General features: G+C 72.8%; 8 protein-coding genes. 2 read left to right on the top strand and 6 right to left on the bottom strand.

What is annotated here, in order from left to right; translation table 11 throughout:
* Positions 1-51 precede the first annotated feature (51 nt).
* The gene (locus ACWEVS_RS33235) at positions 52-1,086 is read left to right on the top strand and encodes a terpene synthase family protein (RefSeq protein ID WP_452554634.1); all 1,035 of its coding nucleotides are present in this window, start codon (positions 52-54) and stop codon (positions 1,084-1,086) included.
* On the opposite strand, the gene ACWEVS_RS33240 is transcribed toward ACWEVS_RS33235, so the two are convergent.
* The 6 genes from ACWEVS_RS33240 to ACWEVS_RS33265 form a co-directional block, all read right to left on the bottom strand.
* Positions 1,083-2,729, bottom strand: coding sequence for a prenyltransferase/squalene oxidase repeat-containing protein (locus ACWEVS_RS33240; RefSeq protein ID WP_452554636.1), 1,647 nt, complete (start codon positions 2,727-2,729; stop codon positions 1,083-1,085). The genes ACWEVS_RS33235 and ACWEVS_RS33240 overlap by 4 nt on opposite strands.
* Positions 2,730-2,776: 47 nt before the next feature.
* Complete coding sequence (locus ACWEVS_RS33245; protein WP_452554638.1) at positions 2,777-4,165, bottom strand: cytochrome P450; 1,389 nt, start codon at positions 4,163-4,165, stop codon at positions 2,777-2,779.
* A gap of 27 nt (positions 4,166-4,192) precedes the next feature.
* Complete coding sequence (locus tag ACWEVS_RS33250; protein ID WP_452554686.1) at positions 4,193-4,645, bottom strand: hypothetical protein; 453 nt, start codon at positions 4,643-4,645, stop codon at positions 4,193-4,195.
* A gap of 168 nt (positions 4,646-4,813) precedes the next feature.
* Positions 4,814-5,173, bottom strand: coding sequence for a metalloregulator ArsR/SmtB family transcription factor (locus tag ACWEVS_RS33255; protein ID WP_452554640.1), 360 nt, complete (start codon positions 5,171-5,173; stop codon positions 4,814-4,816).
* Positions 5,174-5,270: 97 nt separating this feature from the next.
* Positions 5,271-9,614 (bottom strand): HAD-IC family P-type ATPase, encoded by a 4,344-nt coding sequence (locus ACWEVS_RS33260; protein WP_452554642.1) that lies wholly within the window; start codon positions 9,612-9,614, stop codon positions 5,271-5,273.
* A gap of 79 nt (positions 9,615-9,693) precedes the next feature.
* A complete protein-coding gene (locus ACWEVS_RS33265) occupies positions 9,694-10,662 on the bottom strand; it encodes a TIGR03557 family F420-dependent LLM class oxidoreductase (protein ID WP_449918815.1) in 969 nt (322 codons plus the stop codon).
* Positions 10,663-10,767: 105 nt separating this feature from the next.
* Here ACWEVS_RS33265 and ACWEVS_RS33270 point away from each other — a divergent pair, with 105 nt between their 5' ends.
* A complete protein-coding gene (locus ACWEVS_RS33270; RefSeq protein WP_452554688.1) occupies positions 10,768-12,261 on the top strand; it encodes a mannitol dehydrogenase family protein in 1,494 nt (497 codons plus the stop codon).
* Positions 12,262-12,357: the final 96 nt, after the last annotated feature.

The following is a 12,357-nucleotide window of genomic DNA, read 5'->3' on the forward strand; positions in this document are numbered from 1 at the left end:
CAATTGTAACTTTCACGCCTGCGTAAGATCGTGTACGGATATAGTCGTCGAGTGAGCGGCACCAGCCCAGAGGCATACTTCGGCATTCGCAACCCCCTCGCGGACCGCTTGCTCCAGAGCTCCAACCAACTTGCCGGCGTACCGGAAGCCGACAGAGGTGTTGTCCTTCGGTCCGCGCTTGACGCGGTGCCCGAGGCCGCGGCGCTCCTGCGTCCCTTTCCGGTCCTGTTCGCCGACGGTGAGAGTTCGGCCAGCAGGCTGGCCTTCAGCTGCCTCACGACCGCAGCCGCGTTTCCGCGCGCACGCCGTGGCCAGATCGCCGACCTCGCGGCGTTGACCGCCATCCTGTTTGGCGTCGACGACATCGCCGACAGCATCGCAGGCCAGTGGTCCGAACCCGAGTTCACCGCGTTCTTCACCCGGCTTCCCGCGATCCTGTCGGGCGAGGCCGGCCGTGAGGCGTCCGAGACACCGATGGGCCAGGTGGTGGCGGCGTGGACGCGGTGGTGCGCCCGTTTTCACGGGTACGCCGGCGCGGCGGTCCACGCCCCGAACCTGGCACGGCAGCTGGAACTCGCGGGCGCGGCCATGGCTCGGGAACGGGCGTGGGCCGCCGCGAAGCAACCGTGGCCTTCGTACGACGACTATCTCGCCAACGGGCTGCTCACCATCCTGTACCCCACCTGGTGGTCGGCCGCCCTGGCCGTCTGCGGCCCCCTCCCCGCCGACGCCTCACACTGGACATCGGTCGAGGCCACGACGCGGCTTGGCGCGTCATGTGTCCGGCTCGCCAACGACATCAGGACGTTTGAGAGGGAGAAATCAGAGGGCAAGCCCAACTCGGTGGCCATTCTGGAGGGTACAGGTACGACTGCCGCGGCGGCGGTTCACCAGGTCATGACCGCCATAGACGAGCTGGAGGCGGCGTTCCGGGCGGAGCTGGCGACGATACCCGCCGCACTGGAACGGATCGCCGAAGGCCAGCGGCGGAGTGTGACGTTCAACAACCACTGGTACCTGGCCAGGGACACCCACGCCTACACCGTCGGCGAACTGGCCGCCGACGCCGAGGGCTACGAGGCCTAGCAGGCCTGCTGGGCGAGGTAGGAGGCGGCGAGCACCGCGGCGCGGACCACGGCGACCGGCGTGTAGAGGTCCTTGTCGTGCCACAGCGGCGGATGGTCGGCACCCGCCGAGCGCACCAGATGGGCGTGGCCGCGGGCCGCCGCCTCGGCACGCCGCGGGTCGCTCCCGCGCGGGCCGGTCAGCAGCAGCGTCATCATGGCGTAGGCGGTCTCCTCCGCGGTGCCCTCCCACCGCCCCCACGACCCGTCGGCGCGCTGGCCGTCCAGCACCCAGTCGGCGGCGGCGCGCACGGCAGCCGCCGACTCCTCGCCGCCGAACTCGTCGAGGGCCAGCGCGCAGCTGGCCGTGGCGTAGTACGGCGACGCGTGCCAGCGGTCGTCCCAGCTCCCGTCGGACCGCTGCCGGTCCCGGATCCACTCGGCCGTTCCGGTGATGGCCGCGCCGTAGCGGTCGGCGGCGGCGGGACGGCGCGCGACGTACTGGCCGAAGGCGTCCAGCACGTGCGCGTTGACGCTGACAGAGGAGCCCTGCTCCCCCGGCCAGGTGGAGAAGTGCGTGCCGGAGTGGAAGACCCACAGGCTGTCCGGCTCGTACGGCGCGCCGAGCAGCGACAGCGCGTACAGCGCCACCGACGTCGTGTCGGCGTCGGCCGGGAGCCCCGGTCCGGCGGGCGTCCCGGCGGGCCCGATCGCCGCCCTGAGATCGGCGACCATCTCCGGCGGCACGTCGATCGGCACTCCGGCGCGGATCAGCCAGCTGAGCACCCAGCCCCGCTCGAACACCGTGATCGGCACCCCGACGGGCACGGGGCCGCCGTGCCGCCGGGCGAGCGCCTCGAGGTGGCCGCGCGCCGGGTCGTCCGCGTCGCGCCACCCGCGCTCTCCCAGCCAGGCCGCGGTGGCCGCGGGCGAGGCCCCGACGGTGCCGATCGCCGTCGGGGCGACCGCGGGCGCGCCGCTGGCCGCCGGGCCCGCGATCTCCAGGGCGTGCAGCAGTTTCTCCGGGACTTCCGTCCCCGCCGCGATCCACGACCTGATCAGCGCGAGCGTGTCGTAGCTCATGTCGTCGGGCAGCGGCAGCGGCGGCTGGCCGGGCAGCGCCTGCACGTGCTGGTTGATGAGCGCCACGAGCGAGGGCACGATGTGCTCGATCGCCGGCATGTCGGGAAGTTCCCGCCGCGCGCCCAGGTAGTCGGCCAGAGCACGCAGGCCGCGCCGGGCCGCCTCCTCGAGGCGGCGCCGGTCGGCCTCGCCGAGGGAGTACCGGTCAGCCCCTTCGAGGCCGTGCCGCTCAGCCCCTTCGAGGCCGTGCCGGTCGCCGTCCTCGGACTCGAAGGGGTGCCGGTCGGCGCCGGGGGCGCCGTGGTCGTCGCGCAGCAGCGCCGACAGGATCGCCTCGGTGGCGCTCAGCGTCGGCACGAGGCCGTAGCCGTCCGGCGCCCCCCAGCTGCCGTCCGGCCGCTGGGTGGCCACCAGGAAGGCGAGCCGCTCCTCGTGCCCGACCAGCCACGGAGCCAGGGTGACCAGCCGGCCGGTCTCGTAGACCGACGGGGAGACCTGGCCCCACGGCCTGCGCATGAGATCGGTCAGCAGCGCGTCCGCGGCCGGGATCGTCTCCGGTACTCCCTGAGCGGTGATGCTCACCCGCCCACCTCCGTCGGCCGTACCGGTCTGTTTCGCTCGCTCACCCGTCAGTCCCGCGCCCTCGGCACCAGCTTCAGCATGAGCTTCTCCTTCGGCCGCACCGACGCGCCCGGCACGGGCGTGAGGCGCTGCGGGTTGGTCAGTTCCACCCGGTACCTGCGCAGCAGGTTGGCGATCACCAGCGGGGCTTCCACGTAGAACAGGTGCTGGCCGAGGCAGACGTGCGGGCCGGCGCCGAAGGGGATGAAGCTGTAACGGTGCCGCCGCTCGGTGTTCTCCGTCGCCCAGCGCTCAGGGTCGAACTCCAGCGGCCGGTCCCAAAACTCGGCCAACCGGTGGGTCGCGTACGGGCTGACCAGCACTTGTGAGCCCGCTTTGATCCTGACTCCGCCGATGTCGGTGTCGGCCACCGCCTGGCGCGGAATGATCCAGGCTGACGGGTAGACACGCAGCAACTCCTGCAGGACCATCCGGAGATACACGAGCTTGGGCACGTGCGCCGGCCGAATGGGGCCTTCGCCCACTACCTCGTCGATCTCCTCCAGCAGCCTGGCATACACGTCGGGGTGGTCGTGCAGGACGGACCACAGCCAGGTCAGCGACATGGCCGTGGTCTCCGAGGCGGCCCCGTAGATGCTGACCAGATCGTCGCGGACCTGCCGGGCATCCGCCTCGCCGCCGTGCGCCATCCGCGCCTCGATCAGCGCCGCAACCACCTCGTTCCTCGTGCTCTTCTCGGCGCGTGCCTGATCGATCAGCGGGTAGACGATCTCGTCGATCTTCTGTGCGGCGGCCAGGAAAGCGCGGTCCCCTGGCACCTTGATGGAGTAGGACACGAAGGGGAACAGCAGCCGAAAGGCTATCGACGTGGCGCAGGTGGCGAGCTCGGGCGCCAGCCGCTCGGCGATGTCGCGGGAGATCCGGCCACCGAAGAGCACCTTGATGACGGCCTGGTTGACGATGGTCGTCATCTGGTAACCGCCGTCGACCAGCCGGCCGGTTCGCGCGTGCTCCTCCAGTTCACTGATGGAATCGGCGATGATGTCGGCCATGTCCTCGCCCAGCGAGGCCGTGTACCTGGCGGTGAAGAGCGGCTGCAGGATCTTCCTGCTGGACTCCCAGCCCTCACCTTCCCCGAGGATGCTCTGGCCGGTCACGCGACGCAGCGGCCGCCAGAACATGCCCTCGCGCACGAACCCGGTCCAGTCGGTCTTCAGTACCCGCTGGACATGGGCGGGGTGGGTCACCAGGTATGGCCTGAACGGGCCGAGGCCGAGCTGGACGACCTGACCGCCCGCCTCGGTGGCCATCTTGGCCAGTTCGGTGACAGGATCCTTCATGAGGCGGGGGATGGCCCGATAGAAGGGAAGGATTCGTGGTGTGGTCGCGACAGCGCCCGCGGCAACCGACATGGCGATGATCCCCACTCCAAACATGTCAGGGAGCAACACGCGTCGCAAAAGCTAACTCTTGCGACATAGGTGACTCTCCGCCGCAGTATCGTACGATCCGCCTTCTCTGATCAAGATGTGGCACGTGTGATGATTGATCCGTCCTGGTGAGCGGCGCCACACGCTCACCCTCCGTGCTGGGCGGGCAGGTCCGCGAAGTAGCTCGCCATCGCGGGGTAGTAGTCGGCGTGCGAAGTCGGGCCGAGGCGAGCCGTCGCGCGCGGACACGAGCATGTCGAGGTAGTACTCCCAGCCCGGCCCGACCTCGCCGAGCCCTTCCTCGGTGACGAGGTGCTGCACCAGCCGCAGCTCGGTCGCGCCGACCGCCTCGGACAGCAGGAGTTCCAGCCGCCAGGTCCCATACTGGTCGGTCGTCGAGAGCGCCAGCCGCCGTGGCGGGTCGCACGCCTCGACGAGCACGTCGCTCCACGGCGCGTTCTCCTCGAACGCCGCCTGAAGCTTGATCGTGCGGCCGGGCGCGGCCTCGCCTTCCCACCGCCCCGAACCAGCGGGCCGTGCGGTCGGGCTCGGTGACGCTGGCCCACACGTCCTCGGCGGACGCGCGGAACGTCCGGATGAAGACGAGGTCGCTGCCGTCGCGGGTGCGGAACAGGCGTGCGGTGGGTCTGGGGGTCATGCCGTGTCCTCCTTCTCGTGGTCGCCCGGGTCGCGGCGGCGTTCGCGGCGGGTGCGGTAGACCTCCGTCTCCAGCGCGTCGAGGCGCCGCTCCCAGGCCGAGGGCTGGACGAACTGGGCCAGCCATGCGGCCAGCTCGGTGAACCGGTCGGCGTCGAGCACGTAGAAGCGCTGCCGTCCGACGAGCTCGTCCCGGACCAGACCGCTCTCTCTCAGGACCCGAAGGTGGCGGCTCACGGCCGGCCGGCTGATCGGGAAGCGATCGGCGATCTCGCCCGCGGGCAGCCGTGAGTCTCGCAGCATCGTCAGGATGCCGCGCCGTACCGGGTCGGCGATCGCCGAGGCCACCTCGTCCATGGCGGAAAGCGTAACCAGTAGGTTATGCGCTTGCCATGAGATGGTCCACCGGGCCGTGGGGCTGCTCATCGCCGGTTCGCCGCCCCGCGCGCGGACTTCACGGCAGGCGGTTCATCAGGGGCAGCCGGTCGAGGGGGACGAACCGTTCCGCGACCACCGCGGCGGCCACGGCGGCGAGCGCCGTGCCCCAGGCGAGCGGGTCGAGCGGCACGCAGCCGAAGAACTGGCTGACCCCCGGCACCTGCACGATCGCGGCCAGCACGGCCGCCGACCCGAGCGAGCTGAGCAGGACCGGGCGGCCCGTGCCGCCCGCGATCACCGTCTGGGCGAGCTGGGTGCCGACGAGGGCGACCAGCCCCACGGTGCGGGCCCGGGCCTGCGGTCCCGTCAGCCTGGCCAGCGTCCAGCCGGTGGCGGCGCCCAGGGTGGTGAAGACGGCCCGTCGCACGATGTCGTGGGTGAGCGCCGAACCCAGAGAGGTCTCCGGCCCCTCGTCGAGCAGCGCCGCCGCGGCGTCCTTCGACGGCGCCCGTACGGCGATGGCCAGCGCGGGCGCGAGGTCGGTGAGCATGTTCACCAGCAGCAACTGCCTGGCCGTCAGCGGCGAGCGGCCGGTGGTGAGCGACCCGATCAGCGTGAAGCCGATCTCGCCGAGGTTGCCGCCGACGAGAATGGCCAGCGCCTCGCGGACCGAGGCCCACATGGCCCGCCCCTCGACCAGCGTCGAGATGATGGTCTCCAGGCTCTCGTCCGCCACGACCAGGTCGGCGGCGGCCCGCGCGGCCGGGGTCGCGCCGGAGCCGACGGCGATGCCCACGTCGGCCAGCCGGATGCCGGCGGCGTCGTTGGAGCCGTCGCCGGCCATCGCGACGACCCTGCCGAGGCGCTGGAACGACTCGACCACCCTGACCTTGTGGGTGGGCGTGCAGCGGGCGACCACGTCCACGTCGGGGAGGGTCTTGTCCAGCGCGCCGTCGTCCATCTCGTCGATGTCGGTGCCGGTCAGGACGTGCGGGTGAGGGTCGTCGGTGACGTGGGCGGCGATGGCGCCGGCCGTACCCGGGTGGTCTCCGGTGAGCATGACGATCTGCACGCCGGCGTTGCGCAGCGCGGCGACCGCCGACCCGGCCGTGTCGCGGACGACGTCGGCGAGCCCGACGAGGCCGGTGAAGCGCAGGTCGTCGATGTCGTCGTCGGTGAGCTCGTCGGAGTCCATGGGACGTTCGGCCACGGCGAGGACCCGGTGCCCCGACGAGGTGAGGTGGTCGACGCGGGCCTCGATCTCGCGCCGCCGCCCCTCGTCGAGCCCGGCGCAGCGCGGCACCACGACCTCGGGTGCCCCCTTGACGCTGAGCAGCCGGTCGGACCCGTGCCGGCCGAGCGTGGCGTGGTAGGCGCGGGACGACTCGAACAGCAGCGCGGTGATCTCCTCCCAGCCGTCGGCGCCGGTCTGGCGCGAGACGCCGAGCTCGGCCGCGCCCTCGCCGACCGCGCTGTCGGTGACGTGGCTGTAGTCCCCGTCGGCGGAGTGCGGGGTGGCGCGCAGGGCCGCGGCGAGCACCTCGCGCAGGCTGTCGTCGAGCGCGCCGACGTCCTTGTCGTGCTGGGCGTCGCTCACCCTGGCCAGCCGGATGCGGCCTTCCGTGAGCGTCCCTGTCTTGTCGAAGCACAGCACCTCGACCCTGCCGAGCGCCTCGATGGTCCCCGGGTCGCGGGCGTGCACGCCGCCGGCGGCGAGCCGGCGCGTCGCGGCCAGCTGGGCCGCGCTGACGAGCAGCGGCAGTCCCTCGGGCACCGAGGCGACGGCCAGGTTGACGCCCTCGCCGAGGGTCTCGCGCAGGCGCCTGCCGCGCAGCAGGCCGGACAGGGTCACGCCCAGCGCCGAGCCGATGGCGATGGGCGTGGTGGCCCTGGTGATCGCCGTCAGCCGCTCCTCCACGCCGCTCACCCGCTCGACGCCGGCGGTGGCGGCCATCGCCCGGCCGGACTCGGTGGCGTCGCCCACGGCCACCACGACGGCGGTGGCGCTGCCGGCGGCGACCGTGGTCCCCTCGTACAGCATGGAGCTCCGCTCGGCGACGTGGTGGGCGAGAACCGCACCGGTGCCCTTGGGGACCGGCAGCGACTCCCCCGTCAGCGACGACTCGTCGACCTCCAGCCCGTCGGCTTCCATGACGCGGCAGTCTGCGGGCACGACCTGCCCGGTGTCGAGCAGGACGACGTCCCCTGGCACCAGCTCGCCCGCCTCCACCTCGCTCTCCGTGCCGTCACGCCGGAGCCGGGCGCGCACCTTCGTCTCTTCGGCCAGCTCGGCCAGGGTGCTCGCGGTGGCCGTCCGCTGCACGCCGCCCACCAAGGCCGAGACCCCCATGACGGCGACCACGAGGAGGGCGTCGACGAGCGAGCCGAGGACGGCCGAGCCCGCCGCGCCGGCCGCCAGCATCGGGGTGAACGGATTGTCGAGCTCGGCCCCGACACCGCGCACCAGCGTCGCCAGCGGTGAGGCCGCCGGCGCGCGCGCTCGGCGGCGCGCCTGCGCCCCGGCCGCGCTGAGCCCACCGTCCCGCGTCTCCAGGACGGCCAGCACCCGCTCGACCGGCATGGCGTGCCACGGTGTCACGGACAGGGCGGGCGCGATCGGCCGCCGCATGCTCGCGTGGGCCTGCCAGGCGCCCTGCGCCAGCGAGAGCGCGGCCACGCCGTTCACGGCCGACAGCACGTGCCCGGTCACCCGGCTCATCCGGTCGGTCAGCCCGTAGATCGCGGCCACGCCGGTGCCCGCCTTGGCGAGCGTCACGCCGCGCTCGCTGACGGCCCGGGCGTCGCGCGCCGACTCGATGACGAGCGCCGCGGTGCCCAGGTCGGCGCCGACGAGCAGGTGGGCGCCCCACGGCGGCCGGCCGTCGCGGCCGGACACGCCGACGCCGCAGTCGGCGGCGGCCAGCGCGGCGCCGTCACGTGACACCAGCATGACGACGGCGCCCTGGCGTTGCAGCTCGCGCACCGACGCGGCGAGCTCCTCGCCGCTCTCCTCGACCAGCCGCAGGTCCGCCCCGCGCGCGGCGACGGCGAGCGCGTGCGCCTCCGGCACCCGCCCCCGCACGACCTCGATCACGGCCTGGAGCCGCTCGCGGTGCGTCAGCGCCAGCACGTGGACGGCGGCGCCCTTCCTGAAGCGGTCGTGGTGCGACCTGCCCGCCCAGCCCTTGCGTGGCAGCTCGTCGTAGGGGCCGAGCGCCCAGTCGCCCTCCCTGCGCACCCGGTCGGGCTCCGACGGCTCGAACAGACCGTGGAGCCGCGCGGCCACCGCCTCGTGGTCGGCCTTCTCCGCGGCGGCCACCTCGCCGATCATGAGGTCCTCGGCGATCAGCACGTCCTCGTCCAGCACAAGCGTGTCGACCCGGTCCAGGCGGCTCAGCGCCTGGGAGCCGGCGATGATCACGCCGCGCTGGGACAGCAGCGTGCCCAGCTCGGCGACGAAGGCGTCACGTCCCGCCGACGACGCCTTGGGCAGTCCGGCCAGCGCGACCTCGAGGCCCCGCTGCATGTCGCCGGTCAGCACCCCTCCGGCCAGGCTGCCGATGGCGCTGCCGGACAGCACGTTCTCGGCGTGCCGCTCGATCGGCCCGTTGGGCAGCCGCCGCGGCCGGTCGGGGGCACGCACGTGGGCGCGCGCGCGTTCCGGGGTGCCGGTCAGCTCTTCCTCCCGCTCGGCCCACACGTCGTTCTGTACGCGTGACTGGCGGATCTGCAGCGTCCGCTGCACGAGGTCGATGGCCAGGCCCGTGCCGCCGGGGGTGAGTGTCTGGATCGCCGTGTTCACCATCGGCATCCAGGACCGGCAGGCGGGGATCGAGTCGTCGAGCACCTTGCGCAGCTGCGGGACCGCGCTCAGGTAGCCGGCGACGCCGGCGACCCCTGACGGCAGGGGCGCCCGGTGCACGAGCCACTCCACGCCGGTCACCGCCAGCCCGAGCGCGTCCGCGGCGAGCACGAGGGCGACCGGCGGCCCTGCCGACGTGCCCTCGGTGATGGCCGGGTCCTTCTCCACGGCGGCCCGCTCGGCCTCGTCCAGGACGGCGACGAGGTCGTCGACGGAGGGCGGCGGCTCGTCCACGGCGACGATCACGCGGCCCAGCGCGAGGTTGACGCGCGCCCATCGGACGCCGGGGTGGACCGACAGGGCCGACTCGACCGCGTCGGTCAGCTGCTCGGGGACCGGGCACGACAGCGCGAGGTGGATCCGGCCCGGATAGGTCCACGTCGACCGGCGCACGCCGGCCAGCTCCGCGAGGGTGGTGGTGGCCCAGCCGGGCGCCTGCGCCGCCTTGTCCGCGGCCCACCTGAGCGGTGCGGCCACGAGATCCTGGCCCGGCAGCCTGGGCAGGCCGGGCAGGCCGGGCAGCCTGGGTAGGCCGGGCAGCGACAAACCGAAAGGCATGTCGGCCCCGTACCCCGGTGAAGCCGTTTACGCGTGCCGGCGCGACTTTTCGGCCGGCGAGACGACGACGATCCCGCTGCTAGAGGCCGCGCAGCGCGGGCAGGAGATCCTTCTCGGCCCACTCGAAGAACGGCTGCTGCTGGTCGGCGCCGATCTGCACGAGGGCCACGTGCGTGAACCCCGCGTCGGCGAACGCCCGCACCGCCTGCACGACCGCGTCCACGTCGGCGCCGCAGGGCACGCTCCGCGCCACGTCCTCCGGACGGACCGAGGACGCCGCCGCCTCGAAGTTGACCGGCCCCGGCAGCTCCGCCATGACCTTCCAGCCGCCCGCCGCGGCCCAGCGCCACAGCCGGTGCGCCCGCTGTTCCGCCGCCTCGGCGTCGCTGTCGTAGGCCAGGGCGAGCTGGCCGTAGATCGGCTTGCCGGCGCCGCCCGCGGCCTGGAACTGCGCGACGACCTCGGGCATCGGATCGTTGACGACGAGGAGGTCGGCGTGCTCGGCGGCGATCCGGGCGGACCTGCCGCCGGAGGCGGCCACGCCGATCGGCACCCGCTCGTCGGGCAGGTCGTAGAGCTTGGCGGAGTCGACGTCGTAGAACTCGCCGTTGTAGGTGACGTAGTCGCCGCTGAACAGCCGCCTGATGATCTCGACGGCCTCGGCGAACATCCGGTGCCGGGTGTCCGCCGGCGGCCAGCCCTCGCCGATCACGTGCTCGTTCAGGTTCTCGCCCGCGCCCAGCCCGAGGGTGAACCTGCCCTCGCTCAGCACCCCCATCGTGGCGGCCTTCTGCGCGACCACGGCCGGGTGGTAGCGCATGATCGGGCAGGTCACGTACGTCATGAGGGGCAGCCGCCGGGTGGCGTGGGCGACGGCGCCGAGCACCGACCAGGCATACGGCGAATGCCCCATCTCCTCCAGCCACGGGAAGTAGTGGTCGGAGATGACGGCGAAGTCGAAGCCGGTACGCTCCGCCGCCACCGCGTTGCCGACGAGCTGGCGGGCCGGGGTCTGCTCGGACATCAGGGTGTAGCCGATGTTCACCATGGCCTCGTCATGTCCCCGCGCGGTCAAGGGTAGGTGCCGAGGAGCGAAGATTAATGATGAAGGTGGTCGACGCCGCGAGGGCCGGTCGAGCCCGGTAGGGGGATGATGGCGGTGACAGCGCTGACGCAGGAGACGGTGGCGGCTCTTCCCCGGGAGGTCGCGGTTCCCTCCTATGACCGGTCGAGACTCACGGCCGGCATCGTCCACGTCGGGGTGGGCGGATTCCACCGGGCGCACCAGGCGATGTACCTGGACCGGCTGATGAACGACGGCCTGGCCCACGACTGGGCGGTCTGCGGCGTCGGGGTGCTGCCGGGCGACGCGCGGATGCGCGACGCGCTCGACGCGCAGGACGGCCTCTACACGCTGGTGCAGAAGCACCCCGACGGCACCCTCGAGGCGCGCGTCATCGGCTCGATCGTCGGGTTCCTCTTCGCGCCCGACGATCCGGAGGCCGTCGTCGAGAAGATGGCGGATCCCGCCGTCCGCATCGTGTCGCTCACGATCACCGAAGGCGGCTACAACTTCCACCCCGTGACCGGCGAGTTCGTCGCCGACGCTCCGGCCGTCCGCGCCGACCTGGAGCCGGGGGCGGCTCCGGCGACGGTGTTCGGGCTCGTCACCGAGGCGCTGCGGCGCAGGCGCGCCCGGGGGGTCGCGCCCTTCACGGTCATGTCGTGCGACAACATCCAGGGCAACGGGGACGTCGCGCGGCGCAGCTTCACGGCCTTCGCCCGGCTCGCCGACGCCGATCTCGCCGGTTGGATCGAGGAGGCGGTCGCCTTCCCCAACTCCATGGTCGATCGCATCACCCCGGTCACCACCGACCAGGACCGCGCGTCCGTGGCCGAGCGGTTCGGCGTCCTCGACGCCTGGCCGGTCACCTGCGAGCCGTTCACGCAGTGGGCGCTGGAGGACCACTTCGCCAGCGGGCGTCCGCCGTTCGAGGCGGCCGGGGTCCAGATGGTCGCGGACGTGGAGCCGTACGAGCTGATGAAGCTGCGCCTGCTCAACGCCGGTCACCAGGCGCTTGCCTACTTCGGCCGTCTCAGCGGGCACCGGTACGTCCACGAGGCGGCCACGGATGCGGCTCTGGCGAGGTTCGTGCGCGACTACATGGACATCGAGGCCACGCCGACGCTCCGCCCGGTCCCCGGTGTCGACCTGGAGGACTACAAGCGGACCCTCATCGAACGCTTCGCCAACCCCGAGGTGCGCGACACCATCGCGAGGCTGTGCGCCGAGTCCTCGGACCGGATCCCCAAGTGGCTGCTCCCCGTGGTCCGCGAGCAGCTGGCCAGGGGCGGCGAGGTCACCCGCGCGGCCGCCGTCGTGGCCAGCTGGGCCCGGTACGCCGAGGGGGTCGACGAGGCGGGCGAGCCGATCACGATCGTCGATCCGCTGAAGGACCGGCTGACACCCATCGCCAGAACGCAGCGCACGCGGCCCACGGCCTTCATCGAGAATCGCGACCTCTTCGGCGACCTCGCCGACGACAAGCGGTTCGTCGAGCCGTATCTGCGCGCGCTCGAGTCCCTGCACACGCGGGGCGCCCGCGCGACGGTGCGGGAGCTGGCGGAGCGGGAAAGGCGCGCGTAGGGGCAGGTTCGGGGGCCAGGTTCAAGGGCCAGGTTCGGGGGTTCGGCGGGCCGGCCGGGGCCGCGCCGTTTCCGGCCGGTGATTCGACGTGCGCGA

This window comes from Nonomuraea sp. NPDC003754, assembly GCF_053605785.1.